Consider the following 23,141-nt stretch of genomic DNA (forward strand, 5'->3'; position numbering starts at 1 on the left):
GGATGGTTCGGGTGGTTCAGCTCTGGACTACACCCCCAACTGCGAAGAGCCGGCAATCCGTGCGGGTTCAGCGTCTGCGCACGTCAGTACCCGCGGTCGATCCATTCCTGCAGGTGCGGCTTCTCGGCTCCGAGGGAGGTGGGATCTCCGTGCCCGGTGAGGACGACCGTGTCCTCCGGAAGAGCGAACAGGACAGCGCTGATCGACTCGATGATCGTGTTGAAGCTCGAGTACGAACGTCCCGTGGCACCCGGACCGCCGTTGAACAGCGTGTCGCCGGAGAACACGACGGGTCGAGCCTGTCCGTCCCATTCGAGTCCCTCCGCCACGTAGAAGCACGTGGATCCGGGGGAGTGGCCGGGCGTGAGCAGGGCCTGCAGAGTCACGCCTCCGACCTCGAAGGAGGAGTCGGCGGTGATCGTTCCCGCGGGCGCCGCACCGTCGTGGACCATGTCCCACAGGTGCCGGTCCGCGTCGTTGAGGTGGACCGGCGCGTCCCCGAGGAGCGTCGCCGTCTCCCGGACCGCACGGATGTGGTCGTCGTGCCCGTGGGTGAGGAGGATCGCGCGCACGGACCGGCCCGCCACCGCCTCGGCGACGGCCCGGGGATCATGAGCAGGATCGATGACGATCACCTCGGTGTCGTCACCGACGATCCACACATTGTTGTCGACGTCCCATGTGCCACCGTCGAGCGAGAACGTGCCCGAGGTGACGAGGTGTTCGATGCGCGCCATCAGTAGACCACCACCGAGCGGAGGACCTCACCGCGTCCCATCTTCGCGAACGCCTCCTCGACCTGGTCGACGGTGATCCGTTCGGTGACGAACTTCTCGAGGGGCAGTCGCCCCTGCTTGTAGAGGTCGACGAGCATGGGGAAGTCACGCTCGGGCAGGCAGTCGCCGTACCACGAGGACATGAGCTTGCCGCCGCGGCCGAAGACGTCCGCGAGGGGGATCGAGAGTTCCATCTCCGGGGTCGGGACACCGACGAGGACCACGGTGCCGGCGAGGTCACGGGCGTAGAACGCCTGGCGCCACGTCGCGGGGATGCCGACCGCATCGATGACGACGTCCGCACCGAAGCCGCCGGTGAGTTCCTGGACCGCCGCGACGACCTCGTCCTCGCCCAGGCCCTTCGACACGATCGTGTGTGTCGCGCCGAACTCCTTCGCCGCCTCGAGCTTCTTCTCGTCGAAGTCGATCGCGATGATCGGCGAGGCGCCCGCGAGGTACGAACCGGCGAGCGCTGCATCGCCGACCCCGCCGCACCCGATGACGGCGACGGACTTCCCGCGCGTCACCTGACCGGTGTTGATGGCGGCGCCGATGCCGGCCATGATGCCGCAGCCGAGGAGGCCCACGACGGCCGGGTCGGACTCCTCGACCTTGGTGCACTGACCGGCGGCGACGAGGGTCTTCTCGGCGAAGGACCCGATGCCGAGTGCGGCCTCGAGCTCGGTGCCGTCGGCGAGGGTCATCTTCTGGGTCGCATTGTGGGTGGCGAAACAGTACCAGGGCTCTCCGCGCTTGCACGCACGGCAGTCACCGCAGATGGCACGCCAGTTGAGGACGACGAAGTCGCCGACCTCGACCTCGGTGACACCGGGGCCGACCTCGGCGACGACGCCGGCGGACTCGTGTCCGAGGAGGTACGGGTAGTTGTCGCCGATCCCGCCCTCGCGGTAGTGGAAGTCCGTGTGGCAGACGCCGCAGGACTTCACGTCGACGACGACCTCGCCCGGCCCGGGATCGGGGACGACGATGTCGACGAGTTCGACCGGTGCACCCTTCTCGAGTGCGACGATTCCCTTGACTGTGGTGGGCATGAGTCTCCTAGGACGGTTCGGGGGACTGTGACAGGGTCCATGACGGTACACGTGTGCGTCATGACGACAGTGCGTCAGGTATGACACTGCCATATCAGCACGCGCTCATGAATCCGGAGTTTCCTCCGTGGACCGGTGGCACACGACCTGTCTCCGGTGGGGAACGCACGGTGCGGACCGGGAGCCACGAGGTGGGTCCGTGGGTGGCCGGAGGCACGGGAAGGAACGCCGGATCATCCCGGCCTTCGGCGGTAGAATCGGGCGGGTGAGTATCCACCTGTACAACACCGCGTCCCACAGCCTCGAACCCTTCGTGCCCGTTCGCCCGGGTGCAGTGGGGATCTACGTCTGTGGTGCGACCGTGCAGGGGGCTCCACACATCGGCCACATGCGCAGTGCCGTCGTCTTCGACCAGCTCCGTCGGTGGCTCACCTACCGGGGATTCGATGTGACCCTCGTCCGGAACGTCACCGACATCGACGACAAGATCCTCACGAAGTCGGTCGAGGAGGGCAGGCAGTGGTGGGCCCACGCCTACCACTACGAGCAGCAGTTCACGGCCGCGTACGACGCGATGGGTGTCCTGCGCCCCACGTACGAGCCCCGTGCCACCGGTCATGTCACCGAGATGGTGGCCCTCATCGAACGTCTCATCGCCTCCGGCCACGCCTATGCCGCGACGGACGGCTCCGGCGACGTCTACTTCGACTCGGCCTCCTGGCCGGAGTACGGTGCGCTCACGCACCAGCGGCTCGAGGACATGAGCGACGCCGGTGACGCCCCGTTGCGCGGGAAGAAGGACCCCCGTGACTTCGCGCTGTGGAAGGGACACAAGGACACGGACCCGGAATCCGCGTCCTGGACCACGCCCTGGGGCCGTGGCCGTCCCGGGTGGCACCTCGAGTGCTCGGCCATGGCGACCCGTTACCTCGGCAGCGAGTTCGACATCCACGGCGGCGGTCTCGACCTGCGGTTCCCGCACCACGAGAACGAACTCGCGCAGTCGAACGCGGCCGGCGACCGTTTCGCCCGGGTGTGGATGCACTCGGGGCTGCTCAACATCGGTGGCGACAAGATGTCGAAGTCGCGCGGCAACTCCGTCTTCGCCCACGAGCTCTTCGACCGCTTCGACCCGATCGTCGTCCGGCTCTTCCTCTCGACCGCGCACTACCGGTCCGTGCTCGAGTACTCGCCGGAGTCCGTCGAACGGCAACAGGTGGCCCACGAGCGGTTCGCCGGGTTCCTGTCGCGGGCGCGCGAGGCCCTCGGGGACGACGCGCCTCCCGTGCCCGAGGCGGCCGCCGGGTACGCCGACCGCGTCGCCGAGGTGCCCGCGGACTTCGCCGCCGCGATGGACGACGACCTTTCGATCCCGATCGCACTCTCGGTCGCCTTCGGCACCCTGAGCGAGGGCAACAAGCTCCTCGACGCCGGGGTCGCGGGCCCCGGGGCCGCGGAGGCCCGGGCGGCGCTCGTCACCCTCGTCGCGCAGCTCGAACTCATGCTCGACGTCCTGGGGGTGAACCCGAGTGCCCGGGCGGCGGGCGCCTCGGGTGCGGATGCGGCGCAGGCCGCGCTCGACGTCCTCGTGAAGGAACTCGCGACCGAGCGGCTCGCGGCGAAGAAGGAGAAGGACTGGGCGACCGCGGACGCGATCCGCGATCGCCTCACCGCCGCCGGAATCGTCCTCGAGGACACGCCCGACGGGTTCCGGTACCAGCTGCGCGACTGAGCATCGCGACCGACCGAACGCAGCACCCCACGACCAACTGCGAAAGCGAGAACACCATGCCACCCAAGCCACGCGCGGGAGCGGTCCGGAAGAAGAAGTCGGGCCCGAAGGTCGGATCCGGCGGCCAGGGCAAGCGCAAGCTCGCCGGCAAGGGCCCCACCCCGAAGGCCGAGGACCGTACTTACCACAAGGCGCACAAGGCGCTGCAGGAGCGGCGCGCCCGGCAGGCCGCCCAGGCCAAGCGCAAGAAGAAGGAACGCGGCGCGGACGTCGTCGCGGGCCGTAACTCCGTCCTCGAGGCGCTGCGCGAGGGGGTCCCCGCGACCGCTCTCTACGTCGCGCACCGGATCGACTCCGACGACCGCGTCAAGGAGATCATCGGGCTCGCGGCCGAACGCGGCATCACGATGCTCGAGGCGTCCAAGCCCGACCTCGACCGGCTCACCGACGACGCGATCCACCAGGGCGTCGCGCTCCAGGTGCCGCCGTACGAGTACGCGCACCCGGACGACCTCCTCGCCCGGGCCGCCGACGAGTTCGAGACGCCGCTCCTCGTCGCCCTCGACGGCATCACCGACCCCCGCAATCTCGGGGCGATCGTGCGTTCGACCGCAGCCTTCGGCGGTCACGGCGTCATCATCCCGGAGCGGCGCGCTGCGGCGATGACCGCCTCGGCGTGGAAGACCGCAGCCGGTGCGGCCGCGCGTATCAAGGTCGCCCAGGTGACGAACCTCGCCCGGGCCCTCGAGGACCTCAAGAAGCAGGGTGTGTTCGTCCTCGGCCTCGACATGGACGGGGACGTCGAGCTGCCGGGCCTCGAACTCGCCACGGTGCCCGTGTGCATCGTCGTCGGGTCCGAGGGCAAGGGCCTCTCACGTCTCATCGCGGACACGTGCGATCAGATCGTGTCCATCCCGATCGCGGCCTCGACCGAATCCCTCAATGCCGGGATCGCCGCGGCGGTCACGCTCTACGAAGTGGCGAGGAAGCGCGCCGAGCCCGCACGCTGACGCCGCCGGGACACACCGCGGGCCCTGCACTCGACGTGCAGGGCCCGCGGTGTGTTCGGGGAGGGCGGCTCGTCCGGGTTCAGCGGTCCCGACCGTCGTCCGGCCTCGGAGCGGCGAGGAACGAGGACTCCTGGCGCCGGTGCGCGAGGACGGTCCCGAGGTACGACTGCACCGCGTCGTCGAAGGGGACATCGCGACCGGCGTTCTCCGAGAGGAACCAGCGGTGGTCGAGGAACTCGTGGAAGAGCTGCGGCCCCTCGAGGCGCCCGTGGAGGTCGGGTGGGATCGCGTCGAGCACCGGTTGGTAGATCGTCCGGAACCAGGCGACGGCGGCCTCGGCCTCGGTGAGCTCGGGGAACGCCATCCGATAGGCGTCGATGTCGTTGAGGAGGCGGCGGGCCTGGTTCTCCTCCGCCCGGATGCCCGCGAGGCGCAGGAGCCTGCGACGGTGGTGGCCGGGTTCGACGACCTTCGGTTCGATCCGCGTCGTGACACCGTCGAGGTCCGTCGTGATCGTGAACTCGCCGAGGTCGAAACCGAGGTCGTTGAGCCGGCGGATGCGGTCGTCGATCCGCCAGCGCTCGTCCATCGAGAACTCCTCGGTGCGCGTGAGCTCGCCCCACAACGCCTGGTACCGCTCGAGGAGACGGGTACTCACCGCGAGCGGATCGACGTCGGGGTCGACGAGCCCGCCGGCCTGGAGGTCGAGGAAGTCCCCGGCGATGTTCACCCGGGCGAGCTGGAGGTCGTGGTCGCGCTGCCCGTCGGAGAGCGTGTAGTGGAGCTCTCCGGTCTCCGCATCGACGAGGTACGCGGCGAAACTGTCGGCGTCACGGCGGAACAAGGCGTTCGACAGGCTCACATCGCCCCAGAAGAACCCTGCGAGATGCAGACGGACGAGGAGGACCGCGAGGGCGTCGACGAGTCGCAGCGCGGTGTCCGCTGCGAGCTCCCGGCTGAAGAGATCGCGGTAGGGGAGGGAGTACCGCAGGTGAGGGGTGAGGAGCGCACCGGGCAACGGTGTGCCGTCCTCGGTGGCCCGCCCGGTCACGTGGCCGAGGGGCTGGACCGCGGGGACGTCGAGCGCGGCGAGCGAGGACAGGGTCTCGTACTCGCCGACGGCGATCGGGTCCTCCGTCTCCTTGATCGCGACGACGTCACCGTCGATCTCGACGAAACGGACCACGTGGCGGGAGATGCCGCGCGGAAGACCCACGAGGATCTCCGTAGGCCACTGCTCGAGCGGCAGGTGCCAGGGGAGCGCGGCGGCTCCCGGATCCAGGTGTTCTCCTGCCAGACGCATGGCTCAGACCGCCGTGAGCTCCGGGAACTCGGCCGCCTCGTACACCCGTTCGATGCGACCGTCCGCGACCACCGCGATCCGGTCGGCCACGGCGCGGGCGTCGTCGACGTCCGTGGTCGCGTAGAGGGTCGTGATGCCCAGGCCGCTCTGCAGGGACTTGATGCGGTCGCGGACGTCCACCCGCGCCTCGGCGGGAAGATTCACGAGGGGCTCGTCCATGACGAGCACCTGGGGGTCGCGCACGAGGGCCCGTGCGAGCGCGACCTTCTGACGCTGGAGTCCGTCGAGCTCCTCGGGTTTCGCACCGAGGACGTCCTCGAGACCGAGGCGCGCGGCCGCCGACTGCACGCGTTCGGCGATGCGGTCGGGGGCGATGCCGGCGAGCCGGAGCGCGAAGCCCATGTTCTCCGCGACGTCCATGTGCGGGTAGAGGGCGTAGCTCTCGAAGGCGATCGAGACATCGCGTTCGCTCGGGAGGACCGCCGTGACATCGCGACCGCCGATGTGGATGGTGCCGGAGGTCGGTCGTTCGAGACCGTGAATCATCCGCAGCAGTGTCGATTTGCCGCTGCCGGACGGGCCGAGGAGGACGAAGAACTCGCCGTCCTTCACATGGAGGTTCACACCCTCGATCGACGGGGTCACCGTGGACGGGTACCGGTGGCCGACATCGGTGAGCGTGACCGTCGCCATGAGGTCTCCTCTTCGTCGGGGCAGGGATCGGAAGGCCATTCTATCGGGCGCGTCCGGGCCCGATCGGGAGGTCCTTCCCAGGGAGCTGTGCGCGGGTGCCCACCTCCGGTGTCCCCCCCCTAGAATCGAGCCCATGGGAGTTCGCCTCGAGGACGTCGCACGCGCGGCTGCGGTGTCGGTCACGACGGTCTCCCGCGTGCTCGGCGGGCGGGACGCGGTGTCCGCCGCGACCCGTGAACGGGTCCTCGCCGCGGTCGCGGAGACCGGGTACGCCCGGTCGACCCTGTTGCAGAACGAGTCCGCGCACCTCGTTGCGGTGAGCGCCCCGCCGCGCCCCGAGCACTGGCAGATCGAGGTCGTCCGGGCGGTGTGCGTGCAGCTCCAGGGGATGGGCGTCCTCACCGCCACGCCGTTCCTCCACCCCGACCTCGTCGACGTGAGGGCGTGCGTGGACGCCGGTGCGTCCGCCGTCGTCACCCCGACCTTCACCCCGCTCGACGTCGACGTGCCCGTCGTCCGGTTCTCCGAGGCCACCCTCGAGGCGGGTCGTACCGAGGCGCCCGGCGGCACCCGCGTGCGGTCCGAGTGGGTCGCCGCCCGGGTCGACCTCACCGGTGGTCTCACGCTCGCCTTCGACCACCTCCACCAGCTCGGCCACCGGCGGATCGGGCTCATCTGCAACGACTCCGGTGCGCTCGCCGCCGCCCTCCGCGACCGGTTCCTCGCCGAACACCCGGCCCGGGCCTTCACCGAGGCGAGTCGTCTCGAACGCTGGATCGCGCCGGTCCCGAAGTCCTTCAGCGGCGGCATCCGGGCGGCGGCCGAACTCCGCGACGCGACGTGCACCGCCGTCATCGTGCAGAGCGCTCTCCAGCTGCACGGGGTGCTCGCCGCGATGCGACAGCGGCGGCTCGTCGTGCCGCGCGACCTGTCCGTCGTCGGTTTCGGAGACTCCGCGACCATGCGGTACACCGATCCACCGGCGACGGTCCTCGGACTCGAGCGGGCCGGGATGGTCGAGGCGCTCGTCGCCGCCGTCCGGACCGTGCTCGGTCTGCCCGGTGCCCACATGAGTTCGGTGCCCCCGACGTTCCGTCCGTGGCTCACCGCCCGGCAGTCGACCGCGGCGGTCCGCGCGTGAGCGGGGCACCGCAGGGACGCGGAGCGCAGGGCGCGCGCGGGGATCTCGGCGGAACGGGGGACATCCGGGGCGATGTGTCGCTCCGCGCGATCGCCGAGGCGTCCGGTAAGTCGATCTCGACCGTCTCCCGGGTGCTCCGGGGGAAACCCGGGGTGTCCGAGGAGGCGCGCACCGCAGTGGAGGTCGCGCTGCGGACCCTCGGTGTCCGGAGCAGGCAGGCGCCTCGGGCCGGGACGCTCATCGCGCTCGTCCAGGCGGTCGTCCGCGGGTCCGACGTCGACCCCTACGAGACCCTCGCGCTCGAGGTCGCCCAGCGGATGTTCCGCCGCGGGTGGGTGGCCGTGCGGGTGGCGACCGGGGAGGACCTCGCGTCCTCGGCCGCGCGCCTCGCGAAGGCCGGGGTGTCGGGCGCGATCGTGCTCGGCGGAGGCACCGCGACCCCGGAGGCCGCCCGGCTCGCCGCCCACGGGATCCCGCTCATCCGGGTGTCGAACGCCCGCCACGAGGGTGTCGCCCAGATCGTTCTCGACTCCGCACAGGGCATCGACACCGCGGTCCGTCACCTCGTCCACCTCGGGCACCGGAGGATCGGCCTCGCGACTCCCGAGGACTCCTCCGCGAGCATCCGGACCGGGGCCTTCAGGAAATCGATCGCCGACGTCCTCCACATCCCGGCGACGCGTGATCAGGCACCCGTCGTCGTCGGCGGGACCGGGATCATGTCCGGTTCGCAGGCGGCCGACCAGCTGCTGCGCGAGCGGTGCACCGCGATCATCAGCTGCTCGCCCGCGCTCACCTTCGGGGTGCTCGAGGCGGCCCGGCGCCTGGGCCTCGGAGTCCCGCGCGATCTCTCGATCCTGTCCGTCGGCGAGATGCCCGATGCGGATGTCGTCGACCCACCGATGTCCCAGGTGGCGTACGACTGGGCGGCGATCGCCGAATCCGTCCTCGAGGAACTCGCCCGACTCGTGCGCGGCGCCGGGCATCCCGCGGACTACCTCGTCGCTCCCGAGCTCGTGCTGCGGTCCTCGGAGAAGCCGGTCGCCCAGCGGTAGGCGTCCAACGTTTCGGAAACGGATTTCCCCAGGGCAATCGATTCGATTGCCGTTTCGCGAGACGGAAAGAGTTTCGGTTTCCCTCCGCGAATCCGTTGGCGAACCGGCTCCGGGCCTGCCGGCTCAGGCCACGCGCGGGGCGCGCGACTCGAGGAGCCGGGCGAGGAGGACGGACACGTCCGTGGGCGCGGGGATCCGGACGTCCGCCGCGGTCGCGCCCGGACCGACCTTGACCCCGAGCCCCGGGAGTTCGGCACGGACCCGGTGCAGGAGGGCGAACGCGTCCTCGTCGGTCGTGTCGTCGCCGATGTACAGCGCGGCCCGTGCCCCGGTCCGGTCGATCATCCGGGCGAGGCCCTGCCCCTTCGTCGTCTTCCGGACCGCGTACTCGATGACCTCGTGCCCGTGGATCCGGCGGGCGCTCGGCACGTCCGCGAGGAGTGCGTCCACGCGCTCGACGAAGAACGCGCGGCGCGCGCCGGTCGTCCCCCGCACGTGGAAGGTCCGACCGAGGGGTTTGCGTTCGAGGCGCAACTCGCCCTCGCCCTCCGCCGGCGCCTCCGCGGAGATCCGGGCGAACGCCGCATCGAGGGTGTCGAGCACCGCCCGTTCGGCGGGGGTGAGGGCCGGGGCGCCGTCGTCATCCGAGGTGCCGTCACCCGCCGAGGCGCGGGGCGCCTCGGCGCCGAAGTCCTCCTCCGCACCGTGGGAGCCGATGAACACCGCCTGCGGCGGTGGGTCGGTGAGGTCCTTGAGCACGCCGAGCGGGCGGCCGGAGATGAACCCGACGGTGGTGTCCGGCAGGGCCGCGAGGCCGGCGATCGCACGGGCGGTGGCCGGCAGCGGCGTCGAGTGCGCGGGATCGTCGGTGAGCGGAGCGACGACCCCGTCGAAGTCGAGGGCGACGAGCAGGCGCCCCCGCCCGAGGAGCGGTGCGAGGTCGACGTCCCCGGGAGCGGAGAGCGGCGGCCCCGCCGGGGTGGCGTCCGGCTGCTGCGGGCCGGGAGTCAGGCGGTCTTCTCCCATGAGCTGATCCCCTTGTCGGAGTCGAGAGCGTGCAGGTCCTGGAGGAACCGACGTGACCAGGTCTGGACGTCGTCTCCCTGGAGTTTGCGGCGCATCGCGCGCATCCGGCGGCGTTGTTCCTTCTCGTCCATCGTGACGGCACGGACGATACCCGCCTTGAGCCCGGAGATGTCGTGCGGGTTCACCATGACCGCCTGGGTGAGCTGGTCCGCGGCTCCGGTGAACTCGGACAGCACGAGGACCCCGGTGCCCGAGGGACGGCAGGCCACGTACTCCTTCGCGACGAGGTTCATCCCGTCACGCAGGCTCGTGACGAGCATGATGTCGGCCGCGAGGTAGAGGGCGGTCATCTCGTCGCGCGGGTACGATTGGTGGAAGTAGTGGAGCGGTTGGTAGCCGAGGTCGGAGAACTCGCCGTTGATCCGGCCGACCGCGAGTTCGACCTCGGTGCGGATGTGCTGGTACTGGTCGATCCGTTCGCGGCTCGGCGTCGCGATCTGGACGAGGGTGACCTTCTCCCGGTCGATGAGCCCGTCGGCGAGGAGTTCGCCGTACGCCTTGAGTCGGTGGCGGATGCCCTTCGTGTAGTCGAGCCGGTCGACGCCGAGGATGAGCACCTCGGGGTCACCGAGTTCCGCACGGATCTGCGCGGCGCGGGCGACGATCGCCGGATCGTGCGAGAGCGCGTCCAGGGCCGAGGTGTCGATCGAGATCGGGAACGCCTTCGCCTCGGCGACGTGCTCGGCGGTGCCCACCTCGGGATCCTCCGGGACCCGGATCGCGTTCGCCTTCGTCGTCCACCCGAAGTTCATGCGGACGCACCGCCGGAAGTTCGAGGCGTCGGTGGGCCGCTGGAAACCGATGAGGTCGGCGCCGAGCAGCCCGCGCAGAATGCGGGTGCGCCAGGGCAGCTGCGCGAAGATCTCCCAGGGCGGGAAGGGGATGTGGTTGAAGAATCCGATCGACACGTCCGGGCGGAGGGCCCGCAACATCTCCGGCACGAGCATGAGCTGGTAGTCGTGCACCCATACGGTGGCGCCACGGGCGGCGACGTCCGCGGCGGCCTCGGCGAACCGTCGGTTCACGCGGATGTAGGCGTCCCACCACGCGCGGTGGAACTCCGGAGGCACGATGACGTCGTGGAACAGCGGCCACAGCGTCGCGTTCGAGAAACCCTCGTAGTACAGCTCGATCTCGTCCGCGGACAGTCGCAGCGGAACGAGATGCATACCGTCGATGTCGAAGGGGTCGATGTCCTCGTCGGGGGTGCCGGCCCAGCCGATCCACGCGCCCGCCTGGGCCTGCATGACCGGTTGCAGCGCGGTGACGAGGCCGCCGGGGGAGGTGCGCCACTGGGGGTCCGGGGAGCTCGTGTCACGATCGACGGGAAGGCGGTTGGCGACGACGACGAAGTCGCATCCGGAAGCGGTGTCCGGGACCATCACCGATGTCCTCACTCTCTGTGTGTCGCTCATTGTGTGTCGCTCATTGTGTGTCGCTGTCGGTGGTGCCACGCAGGTTCTGCCGGTGGCCGTCCACCGATGCCATCTACTCCTGGGTCGCTTCGTGGCACTCTACCCGGTCGATTACCCTGGGGATGATGGCGATGGAAGAACTCGGCGGATACCGCCTGATCGAACAGCTGGGATCCGGCGGTATGGGCGTCGTGTATCTCGGTATCGACGGCGCGGGGAATCCCGTCGCCGTGAAGGTCCTCCACGCCCACATCGCGAACGACGAGATCGCCCGGCAGCGCCTCGCCCGGGAGGTCCGGACCCTCCGCCGCATCAAGCACCCGCGGATCGCCGAGGTCCTCGACGCCGAACTCGATTCGCCCACCCCGTTCCTCGTGACGGAGTTCGTCGACGGCATGACGCTGTCCGAGGACGTGCGGGAGAACGGCCCCTTCGCGGAGGACGAACTCGTGCACTTCGGGCACGCCCTCCTCGACGCGCTCAACGCGGTCCACGAGGCCGGTGTCATCCACCGTGACCTCAAGCCCGCGAACGTCATGATCATGGACGGCGAACCGATGGTCATCGACTTCGGGATCGCCCAGGCCGCGGACGAGGTGCGGGTCACCGCGACTGGCCTCGTCATGGGCACCCCCGGTTACCTGAGTCCCGAGATCGCCGACGGCAAGCCCTCGAACGAAAAGACCGACTGGTGGGGGTGGGCAGCGACGATGGCGTTCGCCGCGACCGGTCGCAACCCCTACGGTTCGGGCCCGCTCGAGGCGGTGCTCGGCCGGGTCGCGATGGGCCGGTCGAACCTCGACGGTGCTCCTGCGCTCTTCGTGCCGCTGCTGCGCGCGTGCCTCGATCCCAAGCCCGAACGTCGCCCGTCCGGGCAGATGATCCTCGAAGCACTCGTCGACATCGAGAGCGGCCGGATGCCCACCCTCGGGCAGAGCCGCCAGGACCGCGCGCCCATCCCCGAGGCGCCCGGTTATTCCGGCCCCGGGACCGCTGTCATGCCCCAGGGCGTACCGCGGCACCAGGGTGCCCACGGACCGGGGCATCCGGGCGCGGGTGCCGCGGCGGGCCTCGCGGCGGCCGGGTATCCCGGCGCCGATCGGACCCCCGCTCAGGGGTCTCCGATGCCGGGGACACCGGCAGTCGGGGCCGCGCCCCAGAACCCGGGTGCGGCCGCGGTGGGGATGTCGGCACCGGCCCACGTCCACGGAGTGTCCGGCACACCGACGCCCGCACAACTGCCGGGACGGGCACAGCCCGCCTACGGGCCGCTGGGACTGGACCCACGGGCGACGCCGCAGGGCGCCTCGGGTGCGGTGGCCGGGCCCTATCCGGGAGCCCCGGTACAGGCCCATGTGCAGGGCGGTCACCCGGCCCCGCAGGGGCAGCCCGGCCCGACGGTCGCGCCCGCGCACGCACCGCGCAAACGGGTGGGGATCTGGGCGGTCCTCGCGCTCCTCGTCGTCGGGGTGACGGTGACACCCCTCGGGCCCTTCCTCGTCCTCTTCGCCTCCTACGTGTGGGGGATCGTCGCGCGCACCATCGCGAGCCTCGCCCGGCACCGGCACCGGACCCGTATCGAGTACGGGCCGGGAGCGGTGTCCACGGCCGGGACCGTCGGACGGTTGCCGTTCGTGCTCCTCGGGGAGACCGTCCTCTCGGCCATCACGCACGTCCTGCCGGGGATCGCCGCGCTCGCCGTCGCGGTCCTCATGCGACTCGACGTCATGGGGATCGTGCCGAGCGGAATGTCCGAAGCGGTCTCGATGTGGGCCGCCGGGGCGACCGCGGCGGTCGTCCTGTGGCTGGGCCCCGGTTCGGGGAAGCTGCGCATGGGTTCGCGATACCTCATGCACTCGGTGTCGCGGAACCACGTCGGCGAGTGGATCGTCGTCGGAGTGCTCACCGTCGTCGCGGCGTTCGCGAGCATCGCGGTGACCTCCGGTGCCTCGACGACCTGGTGGCCGCTCGCGGAGAATCCCTTCGCGATGATCCCGACCGCGGGCAGCTGAACCGGTTCCGGCCCTCACGGGCAGGAGGCGGACGGGCCGCCGGCAGCAGGTCCCGAGCCGGCACGGTGGCTGGCAATCTCCCGCAAGATTTGTTTGAACCTTCAAGTTCGGGGCCGGGACTCGGACGCGGTCGTTAGGATTGCCCCGGAATCGACCCCGAACTTCTGAGGACTCATGGCGAAGAACAACCCGTCCGGACCGGACCGACGTCAGAACGCGCGCGAACAGGCCCGCCGGCTCGCCGAGGCGCAGGCCAAGCGGGACAAGATCGGCAAGATCGTCCTGTTCTCCGGGATCGGCGTCGTCGTGGTGGCGGTGGCCGTCATCGTCACGATGCTGTTCGTGAACGCCGCGAAGCCCGCCGCGTCCCCGAGCACGTACGTCGCAGGGGGAGTCACCCTCGCGAAGTCCGCCGACGGTGCGGAGCACATGGCGATCGCGCCGCCAAAGCCGGGCGATGCCGAGGTGCCCGCCGAGCTGCCGACCGCGGCGGACTCCGGCCTCAAGGAGAGCGCCGCCCACGTGCAGGTGTTCCTCGACTTCCAGTGCCCCGCATGCAAGTCCTTCGAGGAGGCGAACGGGCAGAACCTCGCCACCCTCCTCGACGAGGGCACGATCTCTCTCGAGTACAACCCGGTCGCGATCCTCGACTCGCAGTCCGGTGGCAACGAGTACTCGACCCGGTCCGCCAACGCCTTCGCCGCGGTTGCCGACTCCGGTCAGGCCGCTGTGCTCTTCGACGTCGTCTCGACCCTCTTCGAGAACCAGCCGGCCGAGGGAGCCTCGGGCATGGACGACGAGCAGCTGTGCAGCCTGCTCGAACAGGCGGGTGTCGACCTCGAGGCACCGACGAAGAACGCCGTCGACGGTGACGGGAACCCGCTCACGGTGCGGGAGGCGATCACCGAGGTGTCGTTCGAGAAGACCGTCTCGCGTGAGACCCAGAGCGCACTGAGCGATCGCGGTGTCGAGGGCACCCCGACCGTGAAGATCAACGGCGAGACCACCGACTGGTCGGATCCGCAGGCCTTCGCGACCGAGGTCCTCCGGGCCGCCGGCGAGATCGGCTGACGCTCCGGCGTATACGGCGAGCACGCAGATCACCGGTACGGGCGCCGATATGACGGTGCCCGCACCGGTGGCCTAGAATCATCGTTGCTGTCCGCCTCCTTAGCTCAGTTGGTAGAGCACCGCTCTTGTAAAGCGAAGGTCGTCGGTTCGAGTCCGACAGGGGGCTCCCCACAGAAGTCCCGGCACGGAGAATCCCTCCGCGCCGGGACTTCGTCGTTCCTGCCCGACCGAAGTACGTATTGTTCCCCTGTGCGATCGTCGGTGGAGGGAATCAGCTGCGCACTTTCGCACGATTCCGGAGTCAGCTGCGCACTTCGGCACGATTTCAGGCGGCTGGATCGTGCCAAAGTGCGCAGCCGATAGTGGGGGATGCAGTCAGCGGCGTTCAGTCGTCGAGGAGAATGCTGGCGGGGGCGTAGGGGTACTTCCACGTGTGCTCGAGCGGCTCGCCGAGGGCGCGGCTCGGAGGGGCGTAGGAGCCGTGTCGGGTGACGGTGCCGGTTCGTTTGTCGACGTCCCACCAGCCTGTGCCGGGGATCGGCTGTTTGTCGGGGCTGTACGCGGAGACGATGAAGTGGTGTGCGGTCTCGCCGGTAATGGTGGCGGTGGTGTGGCGGGTGCTCGTGATGAGGGAGAGTGCGGTTGCGAGTGCTTCGTCGGGAGTCAAGAGAGTCCTTTCGCAGGGGGTTCACCTGCCTCGTTCGTGAGGAGGTTGCTCACGTGATCGAGTGCAGTGTGCCGCACCGTTACGCCACCATCGTCTTCCCACAGAAGTCCCGGCACGGAGAATTCCTCCGCGCCGGGACTTCGTCGTTCCTGCGGTTTCTTCAGAGCGCCGGTGGGCGGGGTGCGCCGAGTGCGCGATTCAGTGAGGGTGGGGACGTTGAGGGCGCGATCCTGTGCTGGGTTCTTCGGATTTCCAGCAGCGAATTGGGATCTCGGTGGCCGGAACGTCGCTTATTGCGATCTCGGTTCCTCAGGACGCAGCCGACCGCATCCAACTGACCAGTAACCCAGATCACTCCCGGAGCCTCTCTTCCGCCGGATGTCCTGAAGCACCCCGGGGAACGCGCGTTCCTTCATTCCGACGTTCCCGTCCGTTCACCTGAATCGTCCGCACGGTTCACGCTCGACGCCCAGGATTTCTTCGTTGCTTCGGCCGCCCCGGTCTCCGCGGGCAGCCGACCACCCGGCCCGGTCACCCCGGAGACCGGTCGCGCACGAGCACCGAAGGAACCGAATGGCGATGACGACGGACGTGGGGATCGTACGGTCCCGACGCTCACGCAGTACCCGCAACCGGCTGCTGTTCGCGGCCCTCGCAGGCCCCAACCTGCTCGTCATCGCGGTATTCATCTACTACCCGCTGCTGTCGAACGTCTACTACTCGACGCTCAACTGGCGGCTCGGCGCCACAGGAGCGAGCTCCGCGGGGTTCGACAACTACCTCCGCCTCTTCACCGAACCCGAGGGGATCGAGACCTGGCGGGTCACGATCGTCTTCACCCTCGCGACGGTCATCGGATCAATGGCACTGGGCCTGCTGCTCGCCCTCGTGCTCAACCGCGCGATCCCCGGTCGCACCGTGGCCCGCACCGCGCTCTTCAGCCCCTACGTGCTCTCCGGTGTGGGCGTCGGCATGATCTGGAGCTTCATCTTCGATCCGCGGATCGGCGTCCTCGCGTACTTCCTGCGTCTGTGGGGCCTCGACTCCCCGGAATGGTTCCTCGACAAGAACCTCGCGCTCGTCATGGTCATCCTCGTCTACATCTGGAAGAACCTCGGCTACTGCGCGGTCGTCTACCTCGCCGGACTCCAGTCCATCCCGAAGGACCTCCTCGAAGCCGCCGAGATCGACGATGCCGGCCCCGTCCGCCGCTTCTTCCGCATCACCCTGCCGCTGCTCAGCCCCACCATGTTCTTCCTCGTCATCACGTCGATCCTCAGCTCCATGCAGGCCTTCGACATCCTCCGCATCATGACCCCCTCGGGTCACGGCACCAACACGATCGTGTTCGAGATGTTCCTCCAGGGCTTCGGCGCCTACCAGCGGGCCGGCTACTCTGCCGCGATCTCCGTCGTCCTGTTCCTCGTCCTCTTCGTCATCACCGCCGTCCAGATGCGCTTCGTCGAGCGAAAGGTCCACTACGCATGAGCACCACGGGCAACCCCGCCGAGGCGCCCACCGGCACCACGTCCCGTCCCACCGGTGCCGCCGCCACCGAGTACGGCGCCCTCGGCGCCGCCGGCATCGTCGACCGCAGCGCCGCCGGTGCTCCCCGCGGTACCGGGACGCGTGGTGGGACCCGGGACGGTGAACGCCGGAACGGGCCGTTCTCCCGTCGTCGGATCGCCGGAACCCTCGTGGCCGGCTACCTGCCGATGGTGATCGCGTTCGCCCTCATCGTCCTGCCACTGCTGTGGATGGTGATCGGCTCGTTCAAACCCGCGAACGAGATCATCACGACGACCCCGACCCTCCTGCCGCAGGAACCGACCCTCGCGAACTACGCGAAGGTCGCGGACCAGGTGCCGCTCGGGCGGGTGCTGTTCAACAGCGTCGTGACGACGGTGGTCGCCTCCGCGATCAAGGTGTACCTCGCGATCGCCACCGCCTACGCACTCGTCTTCGTCAAGGTGCGGTTCAAGAACGTCATCTTCCTCCTCGTCCTCGTCGCCCTCATGGTGCCGCCGGAGGTCGCGCTCCTGCCGAACTACATGACGATCTCCGCGCTCGGCGGTCGGAACACCCTGTGGGGCATCATCCTGCCGGGCCTCGGGACCGCGTTCGGCACGTTCCTCCTGCGCCAGCAGTTCAAGACCCTCCCGCCGGAACTCCTCGAGGCCGCGGAGATGGACGGCGCCGGCCACTGGAAGCGGATGTGGCGGATCGTCGTCCCGGTGTCCGCCCCGACGATCGCGACCGTCGCCCTCGTCACCATCGTCGGCGAGTGGAACAACTTCATGTGGCCGCTCATCATCACCGACACCCCGGAGAAGATGACGCTCCCCGTCGGCCTCAACCTGCTCCAGTCGCTCGAGAGCTCGACCGGGTCCTACGGCGTGCTCATGGCCGGAGCGGTCCTCGTGATCCTGCCCGTCCTCGTCGTGTTCGCGATGCTCCAGCGGTACATCGTCGCCGGGCTCACCCAGGGCGCAGTGAAGTGAGCGCCGTGCCCCACTGATTCCCGGCTCAGCACAGGCCGGTTCCCGATCCAGCATCCGCGTCCGTTCTCGTCCCACTCCACCCACATCTCAGGAGAGAAACATGTCCCGTACCCCGCGTTACCTCGTCGGTGCCTCGGCACTCGGCGTCCTCGCCCTCGGCCTCACCGCCTGCGGCCCCTCCGTCGGCGCCACCGAGTCCGACGCCGCCGAGGTCGACTACTCGAGCATCGAACCGGCCGAATCGATCAGCTTCTGGTCGAACCACCCCGGCGGTTCGATGGAGCTCGAGAAGGAGTTCATCGCCGGCTTCACCGAGGAGACCGGTATCGAGGTCGAACTCGTCACCGCAGGCGCGAACTACGAGGAGGTCTCGCAGAAGTTCCAGACCGCCCAGAACTCCGAGGACATCGGCACGATGGTCGTCGTCTCCGACGCCACGTGGTTCACGAACTACGCGAACGGTTCGCTCCTGCCGGTCGACGACGTCATGGAGGCCGCCGGCAACGACGTCTCCACGTACCAGCAGACCCTCTACGACGACTACCTCTACGAGGACCAGCACTACGGCGTCCCGTACTCCCGCTCGACCACGGTCTTCTACTACAACAAGGACCACTACGCGCAGGCCGGTCTGCCCGACAAGGCGCCGGAGACCTGGGAGGAGTTCCGCGCGAACGCCGAGAAGCTCAAGGAGGCCGGCGTCGCCCAGTCGCCCTTCACGTTCCCGCCCGCGAACGACTACCCCGCCTGGGTCCTCAACAACATCATCTGGGGCTACGGCGGCGGTTGGTCCGACGAGTGGGACATGTCCGCGATGACCTCCCCGGAGACCGTCGAGGGCGTGACCTTCGCCCAGGACCTCGTCCAGGACGGCCTCGCGAACGTGTCCTCGGGCACCATGTCCGACGACTTCGCCGCAGGTGCCACCTCCATGATGATCGGGTCGACCGGTTCGCTCGGCGGTATCACCGAGGCCGCGGACTTCGAGGTGGGCGTCGGCTTCCTCCCGGCCGGTCCGGTCGAGTCGGAGAAGATCGTCCCCACCGGCGGTGCGGGCATCGGCATCTCCGCAAAGGCCTCCCCGGAGGAGCAGCTCGCCGCCGCCGAGTTCCTCGCGTACCTCACGAACTCCGAGAACACCGCGACGTTCTCCGAGAACACCGGTTACGTCCCGGTTCGCACCGACGCCGACATGAGCGCCGTCTACGAGCAGAACCCGAACTTCCAGGTGGCGGTCGACCAGCTCAACACGAAGACCCGCACCCAGGACTACGGCCGAGTCCTCCTGCCCGGCGGTGACCTCGCGATCGCGACCGCCCTCCAGGAGATCCTCACGACCGACGTCGACGTCACCGAGCGTCTGCAGGCCGCGCAGGACGAGATGACCTCGCTCTACGAGAACGACCTCCAGCCGATCCTCGAGGGCTGACCCCTCCCGGTCCCCGCCTCCTGCCGCCCCCGGTGGCAGGAGGCGGGGACAACTTCCACCGCACCACCAGCCACGAAGGAGACCATTCATGGTCGATGTCAGCCTGCAGGACGTGTCCCTGCGGTACCCGGGCGCCGAGAAGCCTGCCGTGCAGGACGTGAACCTGCGGATCAGTGACGGCGAGTTCCTCGTGCTCGTCGGCCCGTCCGGCTGCGGCAAGTCGACGACCCTGCGCATGCTCGCGGGCCTCGAACTGCCGACCGGCGGTCGGATCGACTTCGGCACCGAGGACGTCACCGGCCTCACCGCCCGCGAACGCGACGTCGCCATGGTCTTCCAGAGCTACGCCCTCTACCCGCACATGACGGTGGCGGGGAACATGGAGTTCGCCCTCAAGAATCAGGGCATGCCCGCGGCAGAACGCAGGAGCAGGATCCACGAGGCCGCGGCGCTCCTCGAACTCGACCAGCTCCTCGACCGCAAACCCCGGCAGCTCTCCGGCGGCCAGCGGCAGCGCGTCGCGATGGGCCGCGCGATCGTCCGACAGCCGCAGGTGTTCCTCATGGACGAACCGCTGTCGAACCTCGATGCGAAGCTGCGGGTGCAGACCCGGGCGCAGATCTCCTCGCTCCAGCGCCGCCTCGGGGTCACGACCGTCTACGTCACCCACGACCAGACCGAAGCGATGACGATGGGGGACCGTGTCGTCGTCATGAACCAGGGACGCGTCGAACAGATCGGCACCCCGCGCGAGCTCTACGACCGCCCGGCGACGCTCTTCGTCGCCGGATTCATCGGCTCTCCCACGATGAACCTCGTCCCGGCCTCGGTGGACGGGAACCGCCGCGCCGTCGCGGAGGGGGTCACCGTGCCGCTGCCGACCGGGACCTCCCCGCAGGGACCCGGAGTGATGCTCGGCATCCGACCCGAGGACATCACGGCGCACACGGACACCCCCGGGACTCCCGGCGGCGGGGCGGGCATCGACCTCGAGGTGCAGCTCGTCGAGGAACTCGGCTCCGATTCCTACGTGTACGCGGTGCACCCCGGCGACCTCACCGGCAAGGCGCTCGTCGCCCGCATGCCGAAGGGCGCCCGTCCCGCGACCGGTTCCCGGGTCACCTTCGAGGTCGACCCCTCGAAGGTGCTCGTGTTCGACTCGGAGACCGAACAGCTGCTCGGCTGAGCGGTTCCCCGGCGGTCCGCGCCGAACGGTTTCACGTAGAACGGGCGATGCCCCGGGACCGAGGTCCCGGGGCATCGCCCGTTGTCGTGTCCTGCGTGCAGGACCGCCGTGCGTTTCAGGCCTGCGGCGGCACCGGCGGCATCCCCGGGATGCCGGGAGGCAGGTCGACGCCGTGACGGCGCGCCGCCTCGGCCGCCTGGGCCGCGGCCTGGCGGGACCGTTCGGCGATCCGGGCCTGTTCCTGCTGCTGTTCACGGAGCTGACGGCGCGATTCCGCCATTGCCTGTTCGTCGATCTCCTCCTCGGACTCGCGACGGGCGTGGTCGGCCTCCTGCGTCGCGAGGAGCGCGTTGCGGATCTCGGTCGAGAGGTCGCCGATCGAACCGGGGTTCGACGGCAGGAACAGGACGTTCGAACGGCCGTTGCGGGCGACGTCCTGCATCGTGTCGAAGTACTGCGTCATGAGGAGGAGCTGTTCGGCGGTCTCGTTGATGCCGGCCGCCTTGAGCATCTCGAACTGCTCGGCGATACCGATCGCGATCGCCTTCCGCTGTGCCGCGATACCCACACCCTGGAGGCGCTTGGACTCGGCCTCCGCCTCGGCCTGGGTGACGCGCTTGATCTTGTCGGCCTCGGCGAGGGCCTGTGCGGCCTCGCGGTCGCGCTGGGCGGCGTTGATCGAGTTCATCGAGTCGCGCACCCGCGGGTCCGGGGCGATGTCCGTGACGAGGGTGTTGACGATGCGGAACCCGTACGCCCCCATCGACTGGGAGAGTCGTTCCTCGACGCTGCGGCCGATGTCGTCCTTCGACTCGAACGCGCGGTCGAGGGTGAGGGTCGAGAGCGCCGACCGCACGGTGTCGAACACGTACGAGCGGATCTGCTCCTCCGGGTTCGCGAGGCGGTAGTAGGCGTCCGCGACGTTCGCCTCGTTCACCAGGTACTGCACGGCGACGGGAATGGTGACGAACACGTTGTCGCGGGTCTTCGTCTCGATGACGACCTCGAGCTGCTGCACGCGCAGGGAGATCGGACGGGTGATGGTCTCGATGAACGGGACCTTCGTGTTGAGGCCCGGCTTCGCCACCTTCTTGAACTTGCCGAAGCGTTCGACGATGACGTTCTCCTGCGTGTGCACCGTGAAGAAGATGCTCGTGCGCAGGCCGCCGAAGAGAAGTGCGAGCACGACGATCGCGATGATGATGACGACGACGACGGGCACGAGGACGAATGCGGCTTCCACGGAAATGCCTCCTGGCGTGTGGGTGATCTGTCCGGACGTGTGACGTGGGTCCTGCGGGACCTTTCCGTTCCACCCTATCCGTGTGGTGTCCACGACAATGCGCCCTGTGCGTCACCGTCCTGCAACGATCCCGGTCCTACACTGTGATTCGTCCCAGAATCCAGGGCCTCGGCGCGGTCGGCGGCTGCGTGCCCATCACAGAACGGCGGAGCTTCGTGAGCACCGATTCACAGACCCGGCAGACGTCACCTGCGCCCGGCGGCGCACTCGACCGTTTCTTCCACATCACGGAGCGCGGATCGACCGTCACCCGCGAGCTGCGCGGTGGCCTCTCGACCTTCCTCGCGACGGCGTACATCGTCGTGCTCAACCCCATCATCCTCGGGCGGGTCGCGGACTCGATGAACAACTACCTCGGTGGGGAGGCGACCCCGAACCTCCCGGCGATCGCCGCCGCGACCTCCCTCGTCTCCGGTCTCCTCACGATCCTCATGGGTCTCGTCGGGAACTTCCCGATGGCGGTGTCCTCCTCCCTCGGACTCTCCGCGTTCCTCACCGCCTCGATCGTCGTGCTCCCGGGTATGACCTGGGCCGACGCGATGGGCCTCGTCGTCATCGAGGGCATCATCCTGCTCGTCCTCGTGCTCACCGGGTTCCGGAAGGCGATCTTCGACTCCGTCCCGCAGTCGCTCAAGGACGCGATCAGCGTCGGCATCGGTCTCTTCATCGCTCTCATCGGCATGATCAACGCCGGGTTCATCTCGAACGGAGGCGGAAACGGGCTGGCGCTCGGCAACGCCGGTTCGCTCTTCGGTTGGCCGATGCTCGTCTTCGTCGTCGCCCTCGTGGCGCTCTTCGCGATGTGGACCGCCCGCGTCAAGGGTGCCATCCTCTATTCGATCCTCGGCGCCACGGTCCTCGCGGTGGTCCTCGAGGCGATCTTCCGTGTCGGCCCCAAGGTCGGTGCAGACGGGACGACCAACGACTTCGGCTGGGGACTGTCCGTGCCGTCGCTGAACCAGCAGTGGTTCACGCTCCCGGACCTCTCGCTCCTCGGTGACTTCAACCTGCTCGGTTCGTGGACGAACATCGGCATCGTCGCCTCCGCGCTCGCCGTCTTCACCCTCCTCATCGCGAACTTCTTCGACCTCCTCGGCACCATGGTGGCGATCTCGAACGAGGGCGACATCAAGGACGAGAAGGGCGAGATCCCGAACTCCCGCCGCATCATGGTCGCCGACGCCTTCGGCGCGATCCTCGGTGGCATGGGATCGACCTCCTCGAACTCCGGCTTCGTCGAGTCGACGGTCGGCGTCGGCGACGGCGCGCGCACCGGCCTCGCGAGCGTCGCGACCGGTGTCCTCTTCCTCGCGACGGTGTTCCTCGCCCCGCTCGCGAACGTCATCCCGTCCGAGGCGGCGGCACCCACCCTCGTCCTCGTCGGCTTCCTCATGATGCAGCAGATCGTCCGCATCGACTGGGCGGACCTCGAGATCGCGATCCCCGCGTTCATGACGATCGTCCTCATGCCGTTCTCGTACTCGATCACGAACGGCATCGGCGCCGGCTTCATCACCTATGTCGCGATCAAGGTCATCCGCGGCAAGGCCGGACAGGTCCACCCGCTCATGTACGTGAGCGCCGCGATGTTCGTCCTCTACTTCGTCTCCGGTCCGCTGCAGGGAATGCTCGGCGGGGCTCCGGCCGGCGCCTGACGCCGCCTGGCGAACAGGTCAGACGTCGCCTCCTCCGGCGAACACACGCCGAGG

19 protein-coding genes and 1 tRNA gene are annotated in these 23,141 nt (G+C 69.0%); 12 read left to right on the forward strand and 8 right to left on the reverse strand.

Going from position 1 to position 23,141, the window contains the following annotated elements; translation table 11 throughout:
• Positions 1-83 precede the first annotated feature (83 nt).
• Complete coding sequence (locus ABD172_RS02310; protein ID WP_344306583.1) at positions 84-737, reverse strand: MBL fold metallo-hydrolase; 654 nt, start codon at positions 735-737, stop codon at positions 84-86.
• Positions 737-1,828: an S-(hydroxymethyl)mycothiol dehydrogenase gene (locus ABD172_RS02315; protein WP_344306585.1), complete on the reverse strand. Its 1,092-nt coding sequence runs from the start codon at positions 1,826-1,828 to the stop codon at positions 737-739. The genes ABD172_RS02310 and ABD172_RS02315 overlap by 1 nt, the downstream gene beginning before the upstream one ends.
• A 265-nt stretch (positions 1,829-2,093) precedes the next feature.
• Here ABD172_RS02315 and cysS point away from each other — a divergent pair, with 265 nt between their 5' ends.
• The gene (gene cysS, locus ABD172_RS02320; RefSeq protein WP_344306587.1) at positions 2,094-3,560 is read left to right on the forward strand and encodes a cysteine--tRNA ligase; all 1,467 of its coding nucleotides are present in this window, start codon (positions 2,094-2,096) and stop codon (positions 3,558-3,560) included.
• A 56-nt stretch (positions 3,561-3,616) separates the two neighbouring features.
• Positions 3,617-4,570 (forward strand): 23S rRNA (guanosine(2251)-2'-O)-methyltransferase RlmB, encoded by a 954-nt coding sequence (gene rlmB / locus ABD172_RS02325; protein ID WP_344306589.1) that lies wholly within the window; start codon positions 3,617-3,619, stop codon positions 4,568-4,570.
• A gap of 79 nt (positions 4,571-4,649) precedes the next feature.
• Here the strand turns inward: rlmB and ABD172_RS02330 are convergent, their stop codons facing one another.
• Both ABD172_RS02330 and ABD172_RS02335 read right to left on the reverse strand, forming a co-directional pair.
• Positions 4,650-5,873, reverse strand: a complete 1,224-nt coding sequence (locus tag ABD172_RS02330) for a DUF4032 domain-containing protein (RefSeq protein WP_344306591.1) — start codon at positions 5,871-5,873, stop codon at positions 4,650-4,652.
• Between the two features lie 3 nt (positions 5,874-5,876).
• A complete protein-coding gene (locus ABD172_RS02335; RefSeq protein WP_344306592.1) occupies positions 5,877-6,566 on the reverse strand; it encodes an ABC transporter ATP-binding protein in 690 nt (229 codons plus the stop codon).
• Positions 6,567-6,699: 133 nt separating this feature from the next.
• Here ABD172_RS02335 and ABD172_RS02340 point away from each other — a divergent pair, with 133 nt between their 5' ends.
• Positions 6,700-7,707 (forward strand): LacI family DNA-binding transcriptional regulator, encoded by a 1,008-nt coding sequence (locus ABD172_RS02340; protein WP_344306594.1) that lies wholly within the window; start codon positions 6,700-6,702, stop codon positions 7,705-7,707.
• Positions 7,704-8,762 (forward strand): LacI family DNA-binding transcriptional regulator, encoded by a 1,059-nt coding sequence (locus tag ABD172_RS02345; protein WP_344306595.1) that lies wholly within the window; start codon positions 7,704-7,706, stop codon positions 8,760-8,762. The genes ABD172_RS02340 and ABD172_RS02345 overlap by 4 nt, the downstream gene beginning before the upstream one ends.
• A gap of 123 nt (positions 8,763-8,885) precedes the next feature.
• Here the strand turns inward: ABD172_RS02345 and ABD172_RS02350 are convergent, their stop codons facing one another.
• Complete coding sequence (locus ABD172_RS02350) at positions 8,886-9,788, reverse strand: trehalose-phosphatase (RefSeq protein WP_344306597.1); 903 nt, start codon at positions 9,786-9,788, stop codon at positions 8,886-8,888.
• Entirely contained in the window at positions 9,770-11,263 is a 1,494-nt protein-coding gene (locus ABD172_RS02355; protein WP_344306599.1) for an alpha,alpha-trehalose-phosphate synthase (UDP-forming), read from the reverse strand. The genes ABD172_RS02350 and ABD172_RS02355 overlap by 19 nt, the downstream gene beginning before the upstream one ends.
• 125 nt (positions 11,264-11,388) lie before the next feature.
• On the opposite strand from ABD172_RS02355, the gene ABD172_RS02360 reads away from it, so the two are divergent.
• The 3 genes from ABD172_RS02360 to ABD172_RS02370 all read left to right on the forward strand — a co-directional run bounded on the left by ABD172_RS02360 (position 11,389) and on the right by ABD172_RS02370 (position 14,512).
• Positions 11,389-13,275: a serine/threonine-protein kinase gene (locus tag ABD172_RS02360; RefSeq protein WP_344306601.1), complete on the forward strand. Its 1,887-nt coding sequence runs from the start codon at positions 11,389-11,391 to the stop codon at positions 13,273-13,275.
• A gap of 174 nt (positions 13,276-13,449) precedes the next feature.
• Entirely contained in the window at positions 13,450-14,346 is an 897-nt protein-coding gene (locus ABD172_RS02365) for a DsbA family protein (protein ID WP_344306602.1), read from the forward strand.
• A 93-nt stretch (positions 14,347-14,439) separates the two neighbouring features.
• Positions 14,440-14,512 (forward strand) — tRNA-Thr (locus ABD172_RS02370).
• Between the two features lie 219 nt (positions 14,513-14,731).
• Here the strand turns inward: ABD172_RS02370 and ABD172_RS02375 are convergent.
• Positions 14,732-15,013 carry a hypothetical protein gene (locus ABD172_RS02375; RefSeq protein WP_344306604.1) on the reverse strand — a complete coding sequence of 94 codons (282 nt, stop codon included), beginning with the start codon at positions 15,011-15,013 and terminating at the stop codon, positions 14,732-14,734.
• A gap of 573 nt (positions 15,014-15,586) precedes the next feature.
• Between ABD172_RS02375 and ABD172_RS02380 the strand changes: the two genes are divergently transcribed.
• The 4 genes from ABD172_RS02380 to ABD172_RS02395 all read left to right on the forward strand — a co-directional run bounded on the left by ABD172_RS02380 (position 15,587) and on the right by ABD172_RS02395 (position 20,129).
• A complete protein-coding gene (locus ABD172_RS02380) occupies positions 15,587-16,501 on the forward strand; it encodes a carbohydrate ABC transporter permease (protein ID WP_425546643.1) in 915 nt (304 codons plus the stop codon).
• Positions 16,498-17,514 (forward strand): carbohydrate ABC transporter permease, encoded by a 1,017-nt coding sequence (locus tag ABD172_RS02385; protein ID WP_344306608.1) that lies wholly within the window; start codon positions 16,498-16,500, stop codon positions 17,512-17,514. Before ABD172_RS02380 ends, ABD172_RS02385 begins: the two co-directional genes overlap by 4 nt.
• Positions 17,515-17,614: 100 nt before the next feature.
• Positions 17,615-18,943, forward strand: coding sequence for an ABC transporter substrate-binding protein (locus ABD172_RS02390; RefSeq protein ID WP_344306609.1), 1,329 nt, complete (start codon positions 17,615-17,617; stop codon positions 18,941-18,943).
• Positions 18,944-19,031: 88 nt separating this feature from the next.
• Positions 19,032-20,129 carry an ABC transporter ATP-binding protein gene (locus tag ABD172_RS02395; RefSeq protein ID WP_344306610.1) on the forward strand — a complete coding sequence of 366 codons (1,098 nt, stop codon included), beginning with the start codon at positions 19,032-19,034 and terminating at the stop codon, positions 20,127-20,129.
• 115 nt (positions 20,130-20,244) lie between these two features.
• Here the strand turns inward: ABD172_RS02395 and ABD172_RS02400 are convergent, their stop codons facing one another.
• Positions 20,245-21,372, reverse strand: a complete 1,128-nt coding sequence (locus tag ABD172_RS02400; RefSeq protein ID WP_344306612.1) for an SPFH domain-containing protein — start codon at positions 21,370-21,372, stop codon at positions 20,245-20,247.
• Between the two features lie 215 nt (positions 21,373-21,587).
• On the opposite strand from ABD172_RS02400, the gene ABD172_RS02405 reads away from it, so the two are divergent.
• Positions 21,588-23,087 (forward strand): NCS2 family permease, encoded by a 1,500-nt coding sequence (locus tag ABD172_RS02405; protein WP_344306613.1) that lies wholly within the window; start codon positions 21,588-21,590, stop codon positions 23,085-23,087.
• The last annotated feature ends 54 nt before the right edge of the window (positions 23,088-23,141 follow it).

This window comes from Brevibacterium samyangense (genome assembly GCF_039529845.1).
Taxonomy (GTDB): domain Bacteria; phylum Actinomycetota; class Actinomycetes; order Actinomycetales; family Brevibacteriaceae; genus Brevibacterium; species Brevibacterium samyangense.

What these genes read in the sequence shown, in the direction of transcription:
- ABD172_RS02310 (WP_344306583.1), bottom strand. Translation starts at nt 737, where the DNA reads ATGGCGCGCATCGAACACCTCGTCACCTCGGGCACGTTCTCGCTCGAC.
- ABD172_RS02315 (WP_344306585.1), bottom strand. Translation starts at nt 1,828, where the DNA reads ATGCCCACCACAGTCAAGGGAATCGTCGCACTCGAGAAGGGTGCACCG.
- rlmB (WP_344306589.1), top strand. Translation starts at nt 3,617, where the DNA reads ATGCCACCCAAGCCACGCGCGGGAGCGGTCCGGAAGAAGAAGTCGGGC.
- ABD172_RS02330 (WP_344306591.1), bottom strand. Translation starts at nt 5,873, where the DNA reads ATGCGTCTGGCAGGAGAACACCTGGATCCGGGAGCCGCCGCGCTCCCC.
- ABD172_RS02335 (WP_344306592.1), bottom strand. Translation starts at nt 6,566, where the DNA reads ATGGCGACGGTCACGCTCACCGATGTCGGCCACCGGTACCCGTCCACG.
- ABD172_RS02340 (WP_344306594.1), top strand. Translation starts at nt 6,700, where the DNA reads ATGGGAGTTCGCCTCGAGGACGTCGCACGCGCGGCTGCGGTGTCGGTC.
- ABD172_RS02350 (WP_344306597.1), bottom strand. Translation starts at nt 9,788, where the DNA reads ATGGGAGAAGACCGCCTGACTCCCGGCCCGCAGCAGCCGGACGCCACC.
- ABD172_RS02355 (WP_344306599.1), bottom strand. Translation starts at nt 11,263, where the DNA reads ATGAGCGACACACAGAGAGTGAGGACATCGGTGATGGTCCCGGACACC.
- ABD172_RS02360 (WP_344306601.1), top strand. Translation starts at nt 11,389, where the DNA reads ATGGCGATGGAAGAACTCGGCGGATACCGCCTGATCGAACAGCTGGGA.
- ABD172_RS02365 (WP_344306602.1), top strand. Translation starts at nt 13,450, where the DNA reads ATGGCGAAGAACAACCCGTCCGGACCGGACCGACGTCAGAACGCGCGC.
- ABD172_RS02380 (WP_425546643.1), top strand. Translation starts at nt 15,587, where the DNA reads ATGGCGATGACGACGGACGTGGGGATCGTACGGTCCCGACGCTCACGC.
- ABD172_RS02385 (WP_344306608.1), top strand. Translation starts at nt 16,498, where the DNA reads ATGAGCACCACGGGCAACCCCGCCGAGGCGCCCACCGGCACCACGTCC.
- ABD172_RS02390 (WP_344306609.1), top strand. Translation starts at nt 17,615, where the DNA reads ATGTCCCGTACCCCGCGTTACCTCGTCGGTGCCTCGGCACTCGGCGTC.
- ABD172_RS02395 (WP_344306610.1), top strand. Translation starts at nt 19,032, where the DNA reads ATGGTCGATGTCAGCCTGCAGGACGTGTCCCTGCGGTACCCGGGCGCC.